Here is an 18925-nt window from a genome sequence, read left to right as displayed (position 1 = left end):
GGGGGTTGCCATGAAATTCACTCGTCTCCAGATCTCTTTTGTTTTATTGCTGTTTAGCGGGATATCGAACCATGTCTTGTTGCTTCCCCATCTTCTGACGATTTCCCATCGGGATGCGTGGATTTGTGTCTTACTTGCTTACGTGTTGCTGATTATCTGGCTAAGGTTCATTTTTTTGATCATGAAGCGAATGGGAGGAGAAGAACTTTTTTCCTGGCTTAAAGCAAGGTGTGGACCCTATTTGACTTTGGGGGTTCTGGCGATATTCTGCGGATACTTTTTCACCTCTGGGGTGATTGCCTCCTACGACTTGATCCAGCTGATGGGGATGTATTATCTTCCGAGGACACCTTTATGGATCATCGCGTCAAGCTTCCTGTTCATTTGCCTATGGGCTGGCTACAAGGGGCTTCACGTCATCGTGTACCTGGCTGCGGTGCTCTTGCCATTCGTGTGGGTTCTTGGCCATTTTGTGGCGATTGTCACACTGAATGAAAAAGATTATGCGATGATTTTCCCGGTGTTGATTGACGGCAAAGGGCCAGTCCTGCAAGGAACACTCGCGGTACTTGGCGGCAGTATTGATATCCTTGTCCTGCTTTTATTGCAGAACAAGCTCGAGAAGCCATTTACCTACCCGCAAATCATCATCCTGATCTCGCTGTTAATGATGCTTGTCCTTGGGCCAACTCTTGGTTCGATTGCTTCCTTTGGTCCGAGCGTTGCTTCGTACTTGCGTTATCCTGCGTTTGAACAGTGGCGGCTTGTTTCAATCGGAAGACAGATTTCCCATCTGGATTTTTTGGCCGTGTTTCAATTCCTGTCAGGGTCGGTCATTAAAGTTTCCTTATGTTTATTTCTTTTATCCGATCAGATTGGCAAAAATAGTCCTCGGCTGAGATTTATCTCAATCATCATTTACGCAGGGATTTTTGCGATTATCCCATCCATCCCAGTGAGTGATCTTTGGATACAAAGAATGATTGAAAAATACTTTTATCCTGTCTCACTGATTATTGGGATTTCCCTTTCTGTCTTTTTTTTCATCATCAGTTATTTTCATAAAACAAAGGAGGTGAACTATTAATGAGCAACGATAAGCGCCAATCGGAAAAGCTGGCGGCACTTGAAGGTTCCTTTCGTGCGGGCAAGCTCGATGAAGGCAAGCTAAGTGATTTTTTATCCCATTATGCTGATGTCTGTATGGCCCGGGTGAATGAAAAAGCGATTTTGTCCTTTTATTGCGAAGGGATGGTCGACAGCCTCCAGCTGAATGAGTATTATCATTTGGTCAATGCGCATCTATGGAGCAGAGCCAAGTACTTGAAGGATGAGGGAAAAGTCCCTCCGATTGATAAAATTTCAACCGTAACAGACATGATTGAGAAACTCTTCTCTGGATACCTCCTTTACCATAAGAACGGTGAAACCCATTTCTATGGCGTGAATATTGCCAAAATCCCTCAGAGAACGCCAGAGGAATCGAATACGGAAGTATCGATAAAAGGGCCGAAAGATGCGTTTACAGAGGAAATCCAAACTAATATTTCCCTAATTAGGAAACGGATCAAAACCCCCACTTTATATAATGAATCATTCACATTGGGATCGATCAGCCAAACGAAGGTATCGCTCCTTTATTTAACCGATAAGGTGAATCACGAAGTAATAAAGGAAGTACGCGACCGTCTGGGGAGCTTCCGGGCTGAAAGTGTATTGAGCGCTGCGCAGCTGGAGCAATGGTTGGCAAATCGGACCTTTTCGTTATTTCCGCTGTTCGACTATATCACCCGGCCGGATTTCGTGATCGAGTCCATGCTAAGGGGGCGTTTCATCATCATTGTTGATGGTTCGCCGATGGTCCTTATTGGTCCAGTCAACCTGACGGAATTATTGAAATCCCCGGAAGATGTCCATTTTCCTTATTATTTTGTCATTTTCCAGAGGGCGTTAAGGATTATTGGGATCACCATCGCCATCACGCTTCCCGGCTTCTGGATGGCAATTTCAAGCATCAACCTTGATCAGCTGCCGTTCTCCCTTCTCGCTACCCTGGTTGTTTCCCGCCAGGGCCTGCCATTCCCAGCGGCATTGGAAGCTTTTTTCATCATGGGGATGTTTGAATTGCTGAGGGAAGCAGGTGTCAGGATGCCTACGGCAGTCGGGCAAACGATCGCGATCGTCGGGGGGTTGATAATCGGGGATGCCGCCATAAGAGCAGGCATATCCTCCCCGACGATCATTGTCGTCATTGCCCTGACAGCAGTCGCTACCTATACGCTCGTGAATCAATCTCTATCAGGCACCGTGACCGTCCTTCGCCTGATCATCCTTTTGATCTCGTCCTTTTTAGGGGTGTATGGTTTCTTTATCAGCACCTTTGCTGTCTTGATTTATTTGTGCGAATTGGAGTCCTTTAAGCTAGCTTATCTAGACCCGATCGTGTCCATTAAGCCTAAAGAAATTCTCTCAGCTTTGCTGATCAATCCGTTCAAAAGACGGGACCTGACTGTCCCGATGCTTAAGAAAGGGAGGGAATGACGTTGAACAACCCAAAGAAGGTGCTAGTGTGGATGGCTGGTTTGCTGGTGTTGTTCCTGGCTGGGTGCGGAGAGGTGAAAGAAACACAGGATATCAATTATGCCACGGCAGTAGGAGTGGATTTCAAGGATGGGAAATATCATTGTTATGTCCAGTTCATCGACCTGAAAAAGGTGGCAAAGACCGAAACCGCGGACAGCCGCCCCCCGAAGGTCTGGGTGTCCAAGGCTGACGGAACGACATTCACTGATGCATTCTTTGAAGTGTATAATACAGCGCAGGAAAGGATCCTTTGGGCGTATGTAACTTCGATTGTCTTAAGTGAATCCGCGATCAAGGAAGGTTTCCCCGATATTTTTGACGGGCTCACCCGATACTATGAATTCAGGCTGACACCATGGATATTTGGCACTAAAGAATCCATTCCCGACCTTTTATCCACTCTGGGCTTTTATGACCAAACTTCCCTGAATACGATCCTTCATAAACCCGAGGGAACCTTCCAGCAGAATTCTGTTCTAAAACCGATTCAAGTATTCAAGTTTGCCAGTCATATATTTGAACCTGTCTATACTTCCTATCTCCCTTCTTTAGCGATCAATGACACCCAATGGGAGCAGAATAAGAAAGATGAACCGAAGCTGGAGTATGATGGGGCCTTTTTTATGGAGAATGACGAATACAAAGGGTTTTACGGCCTTAATGAAATAAAAGGGTTCAGATGGGCCATCCCCGATATGGAGAGACTTTCAATGTTGGTCCCGAATTTTCAGAATCCTGATTTTTTGGCTGTTTTTGAAGCGCCAAAAACCAAACTCAGGGCCGGGGACTCTCCCATGATCAATGTCCAGGTGAAAGCAAAAGGATATGTAGTCAACCGTGAAAATAACTCTGCTACCCGCCTAAAGCAGATGGAGGAACTGACCAGTGCCAATATTGAAAAGGAAATACGGGAATTGTATGAATTTGGATTAAAGGAAAATGTGGACTTCCTTAATCTGCAGCACGCCCTTTACCGGAGCAATTGGAAAGCGTGGAATAAACTATACGGAAAAGCAGAAGATGACGAGGAACATGAATTGCTGGATAAAATTACAGTGGATGTGAAGATAAAACATGGCGGGGCACTCCGTAACCGCTTGCTGAAAGTCAAGGAAATAGACTGATGAATGAAGGAAGGGCAAGCTTCATGAAATATATCCGCTTTCGGCCCTTCGACAAAAAAAGCCATGTGTTTAGGAACACATGGCTTTCATGCAGATTTTAAAAGAAGATACCAATCGAAAAATAAAACATTCAATGTTGTTTATTTCGCTGGTATTTGATAATCAGCTTGTCCAGCTTCCTGCTATACTCCAATGTTTCCGGGTGATTCAGTCCTTTAGTATTCCCGATGTATAGCATCTTTTCCCTTAAAGCTTGGATCTTTTGAGAAAGGTAACTTGGTTTGGTGGAAGGATTCATTTTTTAACTTCGCTCCTACCTAGGAATTTATTTTATCCATTATCTCCTAAAAGTGGGTAATATAAACCCATTCGACAAAACTTTACCAAATTGGACAAATTTCTATGATTATAGGAGCAGCTTGCTTGAAGAGCACCAGCCCCCAGCCTGAAAAAATCATCCCCTTCAAGTTTTGTTGGTTTGCGGAGGGGAAAGAGGATAAGGAAAGCCGGATTGAAAGGGGGGCGGATCATGAGTTGGCTTTACAGCAAGGCGATAGAGGCGCTTAAAAAGGATGCGGCTAAGCAGGAATCAGTCAAACTTCAAGTCGCGAAACCAAACGACAAAAAAATAGAATGATATTTGTTTCCTAAAGCTTTGTCCAACCTTGCTATATCTTTTTTCTGTGACTTATGTCACAATTCGTTCAAAACATTTTTAAGACTCTGTGAATTAAACGTAAAAATCCACCATATGGAGTTAAAATTTGTTATTTTATAAGTGTAATAATATTAAATAACTTATTGGAGATGAGTAAGATGTTTGCAAAGTGGTTAAGGGAAAACAATGTTGCTGCTGCTTTATTGACTGTAATCCGCGTATGGCTTGGTTATAACTGGATGACTGCTGGATGGGGAAAATTGAGTGGCGGATTTGACGCCAGCGGTTATTTGAAAAATGCAATTGCGAATCCTGTCAAAGGTCCTGATGGAAATATGGTTTACGGATGGTATGTATCTTTCCTTGAGAACTTCGCCCTGCCGAACATTGATCTTTTCAACTTCGTCGTTCCACTTGGCGAATTCCTGGTCGGCCTTGGACTGATCCTTGGATGCCTGACAACTGCCGCTATGTTCTTTGGCTTAGTGATGAACTTCTCTTTCTTCCTGGCAGGTACTGTATCCCACAACCCAACTGACATCTTCTTCGGATTCATCATCCTGTTCGCCGGCTACAACGCAGGCAAATACGGCCTAGATCGCTGGGTAGTGCCATTCATCCGGAAAAATGTCTTCAAGCAAACACCAGAATCTGAACATAAAGTCGCATAACCCAAAAAGAAAAATGGCTGCCGAACCCGGCAGCCATTTCTTTTTGTGAAGCGCGGGGACGGTTCTCGTGCTTCACTCCCGCTGGCGGGAGTGAAGCATCAGAACCGTCCCTCTGCTACCTCTGCTACATTTTTTTTACATACTTAACCTATTGAATTTTGGCGTCCCTCATGTATAATTATCCCGAATGAAAATAGATTCTTAGGTACATTTATTCGTTTTTTTATAAAATTCTATACTTCCACTGGAAGGAGATTGAGATGGACAGTTCTGTAATTATTCAATTTAAGAATGTGACAAAACAATATGATGATGATTCCCCCGTGCTGGACAATGTCAGTTTCGAGATTGAGCGCGGCAAGTTCTATACCCTGCTTGGCCCGTCCGGATGCGGAAAGACAACCATCCTGCGGCTGATTGCCGGGTTCACGGAAGCCACTTTAGGCGACATTTATTTCCACGGAAAAAGGATTAATAACCTTCCAGCCAATAAGCGGCAGGTGAACACGGTTTTCCAGGATTACGCGCTGTTCCCTCATTTAAATGTATTCGAGAATGTCGCCTTTGGGCTGCGGATCAAGAAAATGAAGAAGGCTGACATTGATGCCAAGGTAAAAGAAGCGCTCCAGTTCGTCAACCTGACAGGCTACGAGAATAGGGAAATCAGGGAAATGTCGGGCGGGCAGCGCCAGCGCGTCGCGATCGCGCGGGCGATTGTCAACGAGCCGGAGGTCATCCTCCTCGATGAGCCGTTGTCTGCGCTCGATTTGAAGCTGCGGACGGAAATGCAGTATGAATTGCGCGAGCTGCAGCGGAGGCTTGGAATCACTTTCATCTTCGTCACCCATGACCAGGAAGAAGCCCTGGCGATGTCGGATGAAATCTTCGTCATCAATAAAGGGAAGATCATGCAAAGCGGCAGCCCAACGGATATTTATGATGAACCAATCAACCGCTTCGTGGCTGATTTTATTGGTGAGTCCAATATCGTCAATGGAACGATGATTGAGGATTACCTCGTCGAGTTTGCGGGCAAGCGATTCGAATGTGTCGACCAGGGCCTGAACCCGAACGAGCCGGTTGAAATCGTCATCCGCCCAGAGGATTTGGAGATCACCTCTTTTGAAAAAGGAAAGCTGCAGGTAACCGTGGATTCGCAATTATTCCGCGGAGTGCATTACGAGTTGAGCTGTTACGACCAGGCAGGGAATGAATGGCTCGTCCATTCGACCAAAAAAGCTGCTGTCGGCGACCAAATCGGACTCTATTTCGAACCTGAAGCGATCCATGTCATGCGCCTGAATGAAACAGAGGAAGAATTCGACCGCCGATTAGAAGCGTATAAGGACGGCGACGCAAATGAATAGCAGGGTCGCGCGCCAGTGGTACATGCTCCCTTATACGCTCTGGATGGTGTTCTTCGTCATTGCGCCGATCCTGCTCGTCCTGTATTACTCATTCCTGGATGTCAACGGCCAATTTTCGCTGGCGAATTACCAAAAGTTCTTTACGCCTGTTTATTTGAAGATGACCTTCAGTTCATTTTGGTACGCGTTCCTGATCACGCTGTTTTCCCTGCTGGTCGCGTATCCAACGGCTTATCTTTTAACAAAGACAAAGCATAAGCAGCTCTGGCTGCTCTTGATCATCGTTCCTTCGTGGATCAATCTGCTGTTAAAAGCATACGCCTTCCTTGGCATTTTCGGGACGTATGGCATCAGCAACCAATTTCTTGAAGCGATCGGAATCGGCACGAGGCAAATCCTGTTCACGGATTTCAGCTTTGTGTTCGTGTCCGTCTATATTTTCATCCCATTCATGATTTTGCCGATTTTCAATTCATTGAATGAACTGAATCCAAGCCTGGTTGACGCCGCAAACGACCTGGGGGCATCGAAATGGACGACCTTCAGCCGGGTCATTTTCCCGCTGACAATTGAAGGCGTGAAATCAGGCATCCAGGTCACGTTCATTCCGGCGCTGTCATTGTTCATGCTGACAAGGCTGATTGCCGGAAACCGCGTGATCACGCTCGGAACCGCGATCGAACAGCATTTCCTTGTCACACAGGACTGGGGAATGGGTTCGACGATCGCCGTCTTCCTGATCCTGATCATGTTTGGGATCATGGCAGCTACAGGCAACCGAAAGAGGGGTGTGTAAGGTGGAGCGGAAAAAGTCTCCCATTGCGAATCTGTTCTTGTTCATTGTGTTCCTGATCCTTTATGCACCAATCTTTTTCCTGATTTTCTACTCGTTCAACAGCGGCGGAACAATGCATCATTTTGAAAACTTCACGCTTGATTGGTATAAGGAATTGTTCAACGATGTGCGGCTGCTCATCATCGTATTGAATACAATGGTCGTGGCACTGCTGTCCGCGCTGATCGCGACGGTCATCGGGGTCATTGGCGCTCTTGGGATCCATTCTTTTAAAAGAAGGTCGACCAAGAATACGATGCTGTCGCTGAATAATGTCCTGATCGTCAGCCCGGACGTCATCATCGGGGCTTCGTTCCTGATCCTATTCACTATTTCCGGCTATAAGCTCGGATTTTATTCAGTTTTGCTCTCACACATCGCCTTCAGCGTGCCGATTGTCGTCCTGATGGTGCTGCCGAAGCTGTCGGAAATGAGCTCATCGCTCGTTGATGCGGCGAAGGACCTGGGGGCAAGCGGCTGGGATGTGCTGACAAAGGTGATGCTGCCTTATTTATCGCCTGGCATCATGGCAGGGTTTTTCATGGCCCTGACCTACTCGCTCGATGATTTCGCCGTGACATTTTTCGTGACAGGCAACGGCTTCAGCACACTGTCCGTCGAAATTTATTCGCTCGCCCGCCGCGGCGTATCATTGAATATCAATGCCCTCTCGACGCTGCTGTTCCTGTTCACCATCATTCTCGTGGTCGTGTACTATTTCATCAGCCAGCGGACACGGACAAACGGATTGGGGGTTAGGAAATGAAGCAGCTAATGCGCGTTTTTGCCTCGATCATCATTGCCTCGGCGGTGCTGCTGGCGATGATTTCAAAGCTGAACGACACCCAGGGCTATTCGGGAAAAAATACATTGACCGTCTATAACTGGGGAGATTATATTGACCCCGACCTGATCAAACGGTTCGAGAAAGAAACCGGGATCAGCGTCGTCTATGAAACGTTTGATTCGAATGAAGCGATGATGACAAAGGTGAAGCAGGGCGGAACATCATATGATATCGCCGTCCCTTCCGAATATATGATTGAAAAAATGCGGGAAGAGGATTTGCTGATCCCGATCGATCATTCGAAGCTCCCGAACCTGAAGAACATCGATGAGCGCTTCATGGATCTTCCGTTCGACCCGGATAACAAATACTCAATCCCTTATTTCTGGGGTACAGTAGGGATTGTCTATAATCCTAAAATGCTCGGCGGCAGGGAGCTGACGAGCTGGAACGACTTGTGGGATCCGGAGCTTGAAAACGAAATCCTGCTCGTCGATGGTGCCCGCGAAGTCATGGGAATGGGACTGAACAGCCTTGGCTATTCGCTCAATGATAAAAATAAAGATCACCTGCGCGAAGCAAAAAACAAGCTTGATTCCCTGACACCGAACATCAAGGCGATCGTAGGCGATGAAATCAAGATCCTCCTCGCAAACGAAGAAGCATCCATCGGGCTCGTCTGGTCAGGGGATGCTGCCGATATCATGTCCGAAAATGAAGATCTCGACTATGTCGTCCCAAGCGAGGGATCCAATCTCTGGTTTGACAACATTGTCATCCCGAAAACGGCCAAAAATGTCGAAGCAGCCCATAAGTTCATCAATTTCCTGCTCGATGCAGAGGTAGCGGCACAGAACACCGAATGGGTGAGCTATTCCACGCCGAACAAAGCCGCCCTTCCGCTGATGCCGGAGGAAATGACCTCGGATGAACGGTTTTACCCATCCCAAGAATTGACAGAGAAGCTCGAGGTATACGAGAACCTGGGCCAGAAGAATTTGGCTTATTACAACGAACTGTTCCTGGAATTCAAGATGCATAGGAAATGACGGAGAAGCCCTGACGTGATGTCAGGGCTTTTTCAAACACAGGAGCATCACTGTGTCTCTTTGATCATTTTGCACTCGACTCCTCTGCTATCTGCTTTCTCCAAATGGCCCTTCGCCTCCTTGATCATCCAACGACTTTTGATATACTTCCAAATTACGCCCTTAGACGGCCTGAATTGTGATTAGCCCACCCTTATGTTCCTTTTCTTTAAAATGTTACCGCTTCCATTCACTATCTTGGCCGTATCCTCACGAATGTCCCCATATCCCTTGAAACTGTCCATCAGGATGTTACCATTAGTAACGTTGGCAAAATAAGAACGGTAAACGAACACTTAATGAGGTGCTTGTTCCTTTTGTTGCAGTCAAATTTACAAGGAGGTATTGGATGTTAAACCAGGACAAGAAGATAAAAAGAGTTGTTATTAAGATTGGCAGCAGTTCGCTGACAAGCATGCACGGGGAAATCAGCCGCCGCAAGCTGGAAAACCTTGCGGACCAGATTGTCGCCTTGAGGGATGCGGGCTATGAAACGGCAGTCGTTTCATCAGGCGCTGTCGCGGCAGGATACCGCAAGCTTGGATGCATACAGCGGCCGACTTCATTGCCGGAAAAGCAGGCAGCCGCTTCCATCGGCCAGGGCCTGTTAATGGAATCTTACTCAGAACTGTTTTTATCTCATGGGTATGTGGCTTCGCAGATACTGATCACAAGAAGCGATTTCGCGAATGAAAATCGCTACAACAATATGAAAAATACATTGAACGTCTTGCTGGAGAGAGGGATCATCCCGATCATCAATGAAAATGACACGGTAACGGTCGACCGGCTTCGCTTCGGCGACAATGATACATTATCGGCCAAGGTCGCGGCGCTGATCGAGGCGGACCAGCTGATCATCCTATCCGACATCGATGGCTTGTATGATGCGAATCCGAACACTAACGCTGATGCGCAGCTGCTGGAGAAGGTCCATGCAATCACTCCCGAAATCGAAGCAGCGGCAGGCGGCTCCGGAAGCTCGGTCGGTACAGGGGGGATGAAATCGAAAATCTCCGCGGTGAAAATTGCGATGGCATCAGGCATCGACTCGTTTTTAGGGAAGGCCGATAGCAAGGATATCCTGATGGACGCAGTGAGCGGTACGGCAAAGGGAACGTATTTCAACCAGGACCCGGAAGGCTTTAACCTCGACAACAACCAGCAATGGATCGCTTTCCATTCTGGACCGGAGGGCGAGGTGATCATCCGCGCGGAATCAGGAACGGCCATCATCGAGGATCGGAAAACCATCGTCCCGGCGGACATCCTTTATGTAAAAGGTGAATTTCGCGAAGGAGCCGTTGTCAGGGTGAAGGATGAAAATGGAGAAGAAATCGGGCTCGGACGGATCAATTTTTCGCATGAAAAACTGGCAGAAATCCTCATTGGAGAAGAATGTGGACAAAAGGAAGCAATCGAACAGGACACCTTCGTCTGTTCGCGTGATTTCGCATTGCCGGTATCAGTCTAAAAAAATTTCAGGAGGCGTTTTGATGACATTGACAATGACTCAGACAAAGACAGTGGAAGAACAAGCAATCCTGGCAAAGAAGGCAGCTAAACAACTAAGCATCCTGTCGGCCGAGGATAAAAATGAGGCGCTGCTGATCCTGGCTGACGCTCTTGAAAAGAATTGTGAAGCGATTTTGACTGAAAACGAAAAGGATTTAAAGAACGGAAAGGATAAAGACTTCGAAAGTGCCTTCATCGATCGGCTGGCACTCACTCCCGAGCGGATCGCCGGCTTCGCGGAAGGGCTGCGCCAAGTGGCAGAGCATGCGGACCCAGTCGGGGATGTCCTTTCAGACTGGACACTGGAAAATGGGCTTAATGTAAAAGAAATCCGCGTTCCACTGGGTGTGATTGGCATGATTTACGAAGCCCGCCCGAATGTAACCGTCGATGCAGCTGGCCTGGCGCTCAAATCAGGAAATGCAATCATTTTAAAAGGCGGATCATCTGCGCTGTCTTCAAACAAAGCCATCGTCGCCATCATGCACGAAGCACTTGAAAACACAAAGGTGCCAAAAGACGCAATCCAGTTCATCGCCACAGCAGACCGGGAAGCAACACAACAGCTGTTCACGATGAAGGACCATATCGACGTCCTGATCCCGCGCGGCGGCGGAGCCTTGATCAAGGCAGTGGTCGAAAACGCGACCGTCCCCGTCCTCGAAACCGGAGTAGGGAACTGCCACCTGTACATCGACGAAGAAGCCGACACCGAAAAAGCGCTGAACATCATGATCAACGCCAAGACTGACCGCCCGGCCGTATGCAACGCAGCCGAAACACTCATCATTCATCAAGAATGGCTCGATAAGAACAAAGACCAGCTCGCCGCCGCATTATGGGACAGCGGCATCACCATCCATGGAGATGAAGCAGCCGCCGCTGCACTGCCAAACGTAGTGCCAGCAACCGAGAGCGATTGGGCAGACGAATACCTCAGCCTCGACATCGCCGTCAGGGTTGTCGGCGGTCTAGATGAAGCAATCGAGCACATTGACCAGTACGGCACAAAACACTCAGAGGCCATCATCACCGAAAATAACGGCAACGCAGAAAAATTCCTCCAGCTTGTCGACGCCGCCGCCCTTTACCACAACGCCTCCACCCGGTTCACAGATGGAGGAGCCCTGGGATTTGGCGCAGAGATCGGGATTTCCACCCAGAAGCTGCATACGCGAGGGCCAATGGGGCTTGAGGCTCTGACCACGAAAAAGTATGTTATGACCGGGGATGGGTTGGTAAGGTAACCCATAGGAAAATTAAAAAAGGATGTTCCACACGATAATCATATAGTGGGTGGAGCACAGGGACGGTTCTTGTGCTTCACTTTTGAGGTCGAATTACACTTATTAGGTCGAATAAATTCCAGTATGAACTTGCACAACCCGCTTTTCCCAAAAAACAAAAAGAAGGCTTTCCCTTAAAAGCGACAGGGAAAGCCTTTTTTGTCAAGAGGCTTGTTCTTTATCGGTTATGGAGTGAATCTGGGAGTTTTCGATTTTTAGGATGCTTTTTCGCAAGTCTTTCTTGTCGTTGAGGATGATGACGCTAGTATCCTCGAACTCTCCCAGGCCATTAATGTATTTTTCGTATAGAGCCGCTTCAGCTTCCTCCAGGTCTGTGCCTTTCGGAAGTTCGAGGTCGAGCCCAAGTACATACTGTTTTCGCTCAGGAATCGACGCATGCTGCTTTCGTACAAGGTAAGCTTTTGTAATTTCGCTGAACTGCCTAAGCTGATCAATCCCGGCCAGTATTTCTTCTCTTTCTTTGTCATGAGTTGTAAAGTTGTCTGTTGGTTGGATAAAATCGCACTCTTCATTTGAAGCTTCAACGATTGCTTCCCACCTTTCCAGTTCCTCTCTGGTTTTTTCAAATAAATCGTTTTGCTCAGTCTCATAATAGTATCCACATAAGAGATCAAGTCCTGGCAAACGCAATTCCCAATCATATGACATCGCAAGATTGATTAGTTCTATTCCTTTGTCCGCATTGTCCCTGTATTCCAGATGATGATCGCCCAAGGTCAATAATGCCCCTGCAGTCCGTTGATCGTGATGATACTTTTCGGCAATTTCCTCATATATCGGAATCGCTGCTTCCAAGCTATCGAATTCAACTGTCAAAAATGCTTTCTCCAGCAGCTCTTCAAGGCTGGTCACTTGTTTGCCGGATAACTCTCTGAATCTCTTCTTTGATTCATTGAAGTTTTCAATCTCTTCTTTCCATGTATCCTGATTGTAGTCCACCCACATATCATTAAAGGCACTTATCACCCGGCCTGGGTATGCGAAGAAGGATTCAAGCGCGGACTCTTGCTGTCTTTCCGGCAATTCGGCTTTTACGCCTAGAGCAGAAAGTCGGTCCTTTAGACAAGGATGGGTATCTGTCATATAACTTTCCTCTTCAAGCTGATCCTTGAAATATTCGCTTGCCTTTTTTTCATTAAGTGACTGGAGCTTCTCGGAAAAATTCGAATAAGGCTGCGGAACACTGTTCGTCACCGCACATTCTTCAAACAGCTCGCTGTAAAAATCACGGTAGTAATAGGGCGCGGCCACAGAGGTAACAGCCAATGCTTCACCCATTGCCTGAGGGGATGTGACTGCGGCTGCCGAACGGTCGGCGTCGTATTCCTCTTGCCTGGCCATTGCAAATGTATAGGCGTCAAACCTTGGGTAAAACCACTGGAAGAATTTCCTGAAGATGAAAGTTCCGAATTGTTCGTTTTCCTCCAAGGAATGCAATAAACGACCCCAGCTCATCCGCAGGCGGTATATTCTTGCGCCCAGGGCAGTGTCTGAGTTGGAAATGTGAGCAAGCTCATGGGCAAGGACAGCAGTGAATTGCTGCTGGGAAAGTGCTGATAGGAGCGGGATCCCGATGACCAGGACGTTCCGTTTTTTACCGAACATTCCATATGTGGAAATTTGCGCGACCGAGGCATTAAATTCACTGTCCAGCACAATTTCATCGATAGGTGGGGTGTTCAATTTTTGGCGCAAAGATTCGATCATCCCGAACAATTTTGGAGCTTCTTCCCTTTGCAGGTAATATCCATCAGGCATGTCCATTTTCATAATCAGGGCCCTAATTATGAAGAAAGACAAGGTACCTGTCAAGAGCAGCACTTTCACATTTCCAAAAGTAAAACTTCCATCCGCAATCATGGCGATCGAAATGGCCATCAACAATAAAAATAACGCCAAAAATAAGGCAACGTAACCAAAACCAAGCCCAGTAAGCATGATGACTTTGAATCTGTACAGCTTCGGATTGGCCGATGCCTGTTTTTCAAGCTTGTTCACCAGGGTTTCAAACTCTTGATTTGTCATTCTCATTCCCCTTTAAGAAGTTGTTGATTGTATTATAACAGGGAGGAAGATCTTGCTAATAGCTGTTTTTTATTGAAAAAAATACTAGGCAATCATTCAAAGGTTTACATACAGAAATAGCTGCAGACTGGTCTAGTTCCTTCCTCATTTCATTTTGTTCTGATGGCAATAAGAGCTGGACTTTCTCCAAATTGCCAAGGCGATTCTCTATAGAATCAAATCTTCCATCATTGGCACCAAAACGTCGATCCATGGAGTCGAAACGCTTTTCCATGGCATCAAAACGCTGATCCATTGAATCCAGCCGATTTAAAATTCGATTCAATAATTCTTCCGGCTTCTTCCAATCCATTCTCTATGACCTTATAATACCCAGTCCAGTAAAACAGGTCATCGCCTAAATTCATCTATCTCATCAAAAAGTCTAGCATAACAGGAAATTAAAGGTAAAATAAAGAGGGAGAGGGTAAGCGGCAGGACGGTTTTCATGGCCGCCTGGCTTTTGCGCTTCGTTACAAGAAACTTTTCTTAAGCACGAGTACCTTCCTCATGAAAACCAATGGGAGAGACACATTGATGCCTATAAGGGAAAAAGGGATAGAATCGATAATCAATTGGTTTGATCAGCATAAGCAATCATTCTATAGACTTGGTTGGTTTTATCTCCGTGATCAGGAGCAGATGGAGGAGTTTTTTTACCGGACAATCATAAGGGTGCACAAGGAATCACCACGGTATAAAAGTGATGCCTCATACGAAACGTGGGTTACTTCCATCTTCATTGATAATTGTCGAGAGCTTTCTGGCAATAAAGGCTTTCAGCATTCAGAGGAAAAGCGGGATGTATCCGAAGCGCTGGAACTGCTGGATCATGAGGAAAAAGAAGCGCTGCTTCTCACATATGTTAACGGGTTTTCCAGGGAAGAAGCTGCGCATATACTCCGAGTTTCCGAGGATAAAATGAAGGAGCTTATATTCTGCGGGATTCAGTCCGTCAGAAGGCAATTGTCTGATATAAACTTCAATGGGTGCAGGGAGTATCATCTAAATTACCTTGATTACTTAGAGAACTCCATGCCAAGACCCGAAAAAATTGAGTTCGAGATGCATATTTACCATTGCCGAGAATGCCAGGAGGATTTGGCTGCCTTCCAGGGTGTGATGCTGAATCTTGCTGAGGGGATGAATGATTCGGATGTGCCGCCTTATTTCTTGGAGAACGTCAGAAAGAGACTGAGAGAAAAAGAGGAGCATAGGCAACAGAAGGATAAAAAACGGAAACAAACGGCACTTGTTTTAGCAGGTGTTCTGGCGTTCTTCATCGGGATTGGTTTCTTCACCGGTGCCTTTCGCTACGCCTTCTACTCATGGACGGAAGAAGACGAGCAACTTCGTGCCTTTTTGCAAAATGGCCTGGGTGAAAGGGTGAACCTGGAAGCGGAAAGTGACGGGGTGAAGATCAAGATCAAGGGAGTAGTCGCTGACGACATACAGACGCTTGTTTTTTATGAAATAGAAGATACAAAAGAAAGCAATCAATTTTTCATGAATTTTGAGGATGGGCTCGTTGTGGAAAATGAAAGCGGGATAATGGACCAGGATGGGCTTCTACAGTTCTATCATCCTGACCTTAAAGCAGCGATGAACAAAAAAGATAAGAATGTATTTTACGGGAAAGTTGGTCTGCGGCCGCTTAAAAAAGACAACGGAAAAATCACTCTGGAAATCAGCAAGCTTGTAAAATTGAAGCAGGATGCATCCGATTCATTTGGACTTGATCCTGGCAACATCAAGTATAAAACAGGTGAGTGGAAATTCGAAATTCCCGTAACAAAGCAACCTTCCACTGAGTATGCATTGGATGAACAAACAGAAATCGAAGGGATCCCGATTCGCTTGGAAAAATTAACCGTTGCCCCAACAGCGACGGTTTTGCAATACGCTATTTTTATTGAAAAGCCGGAAAAGAGGTTAGATTTTGTCCAGTTTGACGATCTTGTAGTCAACGATAAAAAAGTGAAGACTGATTGGTATGACAGCGGTTCTGCGGACTTCTCGAATGGCAGGGGCTGGGATATGTTCCAAACACAATTTGCACCACTTTACGGAGAAAAACCAAAAGAGGCCAAGTTCCGGTTCGCATCTGCCTATTTTACATTCGAAAACGATAAAAGCATCGATTTGGATGTTACCAAGCCATATCCCCAGACTTTTGAATATGCAGGAAGCACAATCAGTATTGATAAAATGGAGGTTGGCCTGCCGACAACCATCATCCTCAGCGACCATGAAATTGAAAATCGAAAGTATGAAACCTTCCACTTTAATATAGTGGGTGAAAATGAAGATGAACCTGTTCCTACAGAAGTGGATATGGAAGGAGTGTTTGTTGATAGAAACGGGGTCAAATACAATCCAATGGAAGATTCAATCAACATTGGAAAAATAGAACAGCCCCGCCATTTCACTACTGTCCAAACTATTAAGTTAGGGGGCAAAGAGGTGATTCCCAAAAGACTTGATATTTATGAATATAAATCAATGAAATATCTTGATGAGGTTGTGGAGGTTAAATTGGAATGAGGAAGGGAGAAGAAGACGGCCGCTCTTTGATGTTAAGAAAAACCTGGCTTTTCGATTTTTATCGAAGAAAAATAAAGATTGAATACTGCGTCGTGACAATCTATATAAATAATGAGGTCTTTCAGGAACTGAGTGAATCTCAAATAAGGTAAGGCACGGGGAGCACCGTGCCTTTTTCGCGCAAACCTCCGAGAACCGAAACGAGAGAAAAATTGAAGCATTGTACTCCAGGTACTTAACTAACTTAGCATCATACTCTTAAACTTATAACAGATTGCTAAGGATCAGCACAAAAATTCCGATCCCAGCAACCAGGGAAATCAGGAATTGCCTTTTCGGGAATTTTTGATCTTCCTGCTTCGTTTTTCGGAAGGCAAGGATAAGAATAAGCACGAGTATGAAGCTTAAAACTGAGTTGATCATCAACCAATCCATCATTCTGTCTCCTTTCCAAAATCTTTCGTTTAAAATGAAACTTTTTCCTAACTTGTGCCGCATATACCGCGCTTGTCTACATACTCAGATGCACGGACTTCCTGTTTTTTGTCATGGCAGCCGGTATGTAGCTGTAAGGTGCCTTTCCAGGAGATGGGTACGGCGAGGAAGAGGGCGCCGGGCCATGCCTCGCCCAAACCAACAAGACTAATTCTCTATGGAGCACAAGAACCGTCCCTGTGCTTCTTTATTTAATCAGATCAGGGATCTTTGCTAAATCGACGTTGCCGCCGGAGATGACGGTAACTACTTTTTTATCTTTGAAAGGCAATTTGTTGTGCATGGCAGCTGCCACTGTTGTTGCGCTAGATGGTTCGATCAGTTGTTTCATTCGTTCGAGGATAAAGCTGAAGGCAAGGCGGATTTCCTCTTCGCTGACGAGGACAAGGTCATCGAGATATTTCATCAGGACAGGAAAAGTCAAATCCCCGGGCTGATTGGTCCTTAGGCCATCAGCGATTGTCAAGGTTCCTGGTATGGCGGTGATTTCTTTGTTTTTTAGCGACAGGTAAGTATCATTGGCAATCTCGGGCTCAACACCAATGACTTTTATCTTTGGATTGGTTTCTTTAATCGCTGTTAAGGTCCCCGAAATAAGTCCTCCCCCGCCAATCGGAACAATGACAGCCTCGACATCCTGGACCTGGTCCAGAATCTCCAATCCCACCGTTCCCTGTCCAGCCATGATAAAAGGGTCATCATATGGAGGGATGTATACACCATTCTCATGTTCAGCGATTTCCTTGGCCCTTGGCAACCGCTCCGCAGAAGTCGTGCCGCACATCTCGATCCTGCCATTGTAGGATTGAATGGCGTTCATTTTACACTGGCTAATATCTTCAGGAACGACGATGGTCGCAGGCACCCCAAATTTGTTCGCCACATAGGCCACCGCCTGGCCGTGATTGCCAGAGGAGGCTGCCGTTACATATCTTGCGCCATCCTCGATAGCTTGTTGCACTTTATTGCTGGCACCGCGGATCTTAAAAGAGCCCGTCTTTTGCAAATGCTCCGATTTTAAAAAAACCTGGTTCCCGCACGCCCTGGAGAGTTGATCAGACTTTAGGATTGGCGTTACATGAATGATGTCGCTAATACGTTCCCTGGCTTCTTTCACTTCATTTAATGAGATCATATGTATTCCTCCTTTGTTTTCAACAGTCAGCCATATGGTGCAATGGAGCCTTTAAATATATGTCTTTCTTTTCTGTATTCAATATCAAATTGGAATATCCTTTTAATTAGAAGCAGGAGGAGGGTATGTTAAAAAAAGGCTAGTCTGGGTAAGGAGAACCTCGGGGAGGAGCAAACATGGGGGCGTATTTTGTTTTTATGAGTGGTGTAGAAGCCAAGAACCGTCCCTATGACAACCTGCTGTTGCGATCGACTTTCATCGCAGTTGAACCGTAACGTTCTCATCCAACTAAAGTCCCTTGCAATTTTCCCTGAATCTTGTTATTCTTAGGTAGAATTATTTTTGTTCGGTGTAAAGTTCGACTCTTCGTTCTAATGATCACTTTGGGCAAGGATAGTAATACAATGTGCTTTAGCACTAGGAGGCAACAAACATGGAACAAGGTACAGTTAAATGGTTTAACGCAGAAAAAGGTTTCGGATTCATCGAGCGCGAAGGTGGAGAAGATGTATTCGTTCATTTCTCTGCAATCCAATCTGAAGGCTTCAAATCATTAGACGAAGGTCAAAAAGTTACTTTCGACGTTGAGCAAGGTGCACGTGGACCTCAAGCTGCTAACGTTCAAAAAGCTTAATTTTGATATAGCATACCGAAACAGACTCCAAAAGGGTCTGTTTTTTTATTTTGCGTGCCCAGGCAAGCCGTTAATTGCTAGTTGGTGAAAGTCCAATCTGAGTAAGTGCCAAGACGCT

General features: G+C 46.0%; 17 protein-coding genes. 12 read left to right on the top strand and 5 right to left on the bottom strand.

What is annotated here, in order from left to right:
* Positions 1 to 10: 10 nt before the first annotated feature.
* The 3 genes from JJQ88_RS17350 to JJQ88_RS17340 are packed head-to-tail and all read left to right on the top strand — an operon-like array spanning position 11 to position 3707.
* A complete protein-coding gene (locus tag JJQ88_RS17350) occupies positions 11 to 1087 on the top strand; it encodes an endospore germination permease (RefSeq protein WP_210367302.1) in 1077 nt (358 codons plus the stop codon).
* Complete coding sequence (locus JJQ88_RS17345) at positions 1087 to 2541, top strand: spore germination protein (RefSeq protein ID WP_210367301.1); 1455 nt, start codon at positions 1087 to 1089, stop codon at positions 2539 to 2541. Before JJQ88_RS17350 ends, JJQ88_RS17345 begins: the two co-directional genes overlap by 1 nt.
* A 2-nt stretch (positions 2542 to 2543) precedes the next feature.
* Complete coding sequence (locus JJQ88_RS17340; protein ID WP_210367300.1) at positions 2544 to 3707, top strand: Ger(x)C family spore germination protein; 1164 nt, start codon at positions 2544 to 2546, stop codon at positions 3705 to 3707.
* A 130-nt stretch (positions 3708 to 3837) separates the two neighbouring features.
* Here JJQ88_RS17340 and JJQ88_RS21595 read toward each other — a convergent pair whose 3' ends face one another.
* Positions 3838 to 4005, bottom strand: coding sequence for an aspartyl-phosphate phosphatase Spo0E family protein (locus JJQ88_RS21595; protein WP_210367299.1), 168 nt, complete (start codon positions 4003 to 4005; stop codon positions 3838 to 3840).
* A 518-nt stretch (positions 4006 to 4523) separates the two neighbouring features.
* Between JJQ88_RS21595 and JJQ88_RS17330 the strand changes: the two genes are divergently transcribed.
* The 7 genes from JJQ88_RS17330 to JJQ88_RS17300 all read left to right on the top strand — a co-directional run bounded on the left by JJQ88_RS17330 (position 4524) and on the right by JJQ88_RS17300 (position 11875).
* Positions 4524 to 5036, top strand: coding sequence for a DoxX family protein (locus tag JJQ88_RS17330; RefSeq protein ID WP_210367298.1), 513 nt, complete (start codon positions 4524 to 4526; stop codon positions 5034 to 5036).
* 260 nt (positions 5037 to 5296) lie between these two features.
* Positions 5297 to 6403 carry an ABC transporter ATP-binding protein gene (locus JJQ88_RS17325; RefSeq protein WP_210367297.1) on the top strand — a complete coding sequence of 369 codons (1107 nt, stop codon included), beginning with the start codon at positions 5297 to 5299 and terminating at the stop codon, positions 6401 to 6403.
* Positions 6396 to 7199, top strand: coding sequence for an ABC transporter permease (locus tag JJQ88_RS17320; RefSeq protein ID WP_210367296.1), 804 nt, complete (start codon positions 6396 to 6398; stop codon positions 7197 to 7199). Before JJQ88_RS17325 ends, JJQ88_RS17320 begins: the two co-directional genes overlap by 8 nt.
* Position 7200: 1 nt before the next feature.
* Positions 7201 to 8004 carry an ABC transporter permease gene (locus JJQ88_RS17315; RefSeq protein ID WP_210367295.1) on the top strand — a complete coding sequence of 268 codons (804 nt, stop codon included), beginning with the start codon at positions 7201 to 7203 and terminating at the stop codon, positions 8002 to 8004.
* Positions 8001 to 9074, top strand: a complete 1074-nt coding sequence (locus JJQ88_RS17310) for an ABC transporter substrate-binding protein (protein WP_210367294.1) — start codon at positions 8001 to 8003, stop codon at positions 9072 to 9074. Before JJQ88_RS17315 ends, JJQ88_RS17310 begins: the two co-directional genes overlap by 4 nt.
* A 388-nt stretch (positions 9075 to 9462) precedes the next feature.
* The gene (gene proB / locus JJQ88_RS17305; RefSeq protein ID WP_210367293.1) at positions 9463 to 10587 is read left to right on the top strand and encodes a glutamate 5-kinase; all 1125 of its coding nucleotides are present in this window, start codon (positions 9463 to 9465) and stop codon (positions 10585 to 10587) included.
* Positions 10478 to 11875, top strand: coding sequence for a glutamate-5-semialdehyde dehydrogenase (locus JJQ88_RS17300; RefSeq protein WP_282597720.1), 1398 nt, complete (start codon positions 10478 to 10480; stop codon positions 11873 to 11875). The genes proB and JJQ88_RS17300 overlap by 110 nt, the downstream gene beginning before the upstream one ends.
* A 201-nt stretch (positions 11876 to 12076) precedes the next feature.
* On the opposite strand, the gene JJQ88_RS17295 is transcribed toward JJQ88_RS17300, so the two are convergent.
* Both JJQ88_RS17295 and JJQ88_RS17290 read right to left on the bottom strand, forming a co-directional pair.
* Entirely contained in the window at positions 12077 to 13960 is a 1884-nt protein-coding gene (locus tag JJQ88_RS17295) for a M48 family metallopeptidase (RefSeq protein WP_210367291.1), read from the bottom strand.
* Positions 13961 to 14015: 55 nt separating this feature from the next.
* Complete coding sequence (locus JJQ88_RS17290; RefSeq protein ID WP_210367290.1) at positions 14016 to 14312, bottom strand: hypothetical protein; 297 nt, start codon at positions 14310 to 14312, stop codon at positions 14016 to 14018.
* Positions 14313 to 14536: 224 nt separating this feature from the next.
* Here JJQ88_RS17290 and JJQ88_RS17285 point away from each other — a divergent pair, with 224 nt between their 5' ends.
* A complete protein-coding gene (locus JJQ88_RS17285) occupies positions 14537 to 16543 on the top strand; it encodes a DUF4179 domain-containing protein (RefSeq protein ID WP_246861254.1) in 2007 nt (668 codons plus the stop codon).
* Between the two features lie 264 nt (positions 16544 to 16807).
* Here the strand turns inward: JJQ88_RS17285 and JJQ88_RS17280 are convergent, their stop codons facing one another.
* Together JJQ88_RS17280 and JJQ88_RS17275 are read right to left on the bottom strand one after the other, a co-directional pair.
* Positions 16808 to 16978, bottom strand: coding sequence for a hypothetical protein (locus JJQ88_RS17280; RefSeq protein ID WP_210367288.1), 171 nt, complete (start codon positions 16976 to 16978; stop codon positions 16808 to 16810).
* A 247-nt stretch (positions 16979 to 17225) separates the two neighbouring features.
* Complete coding sequence (locus JJQ88_RS17275) at positions 17226 to 18173, bottom strand: threonine ammonia-lyase (protein ID WP_210367287.1); 948 nt, start codon at positions 18171 to 18173, stop codon at positions 17226 to 17228.
* A 433-nt stretch (positions 18174 to 18606) separates the two neighbouring features.
* On the opposite strand from JJQ88_RS17275, the gene JJQ88_RS17270 reads away from it, so the two are divergent.
* Entirely contained in the window at positions 18607 to 18807 is a 201-nt protein-coding gene (locus tag JJQ88_RS17270; RefSeq protein ID WP_026694123.1) for a cold-shock protein, read from the top strand.
* Positions 18808 to 18925 lie beyond the last annotated feature (118 nt).

The organism is Bacillus sp. REN3, assembly GCF_017912555.1.
Lineage (GTDB): Bacteria > Bacillota > Bacilli > Bacillales > Cytobacillaceae > Mesobacillus.
This window is presented reverse-complemented; position numbering and strand designations above follow the sequence as displayed.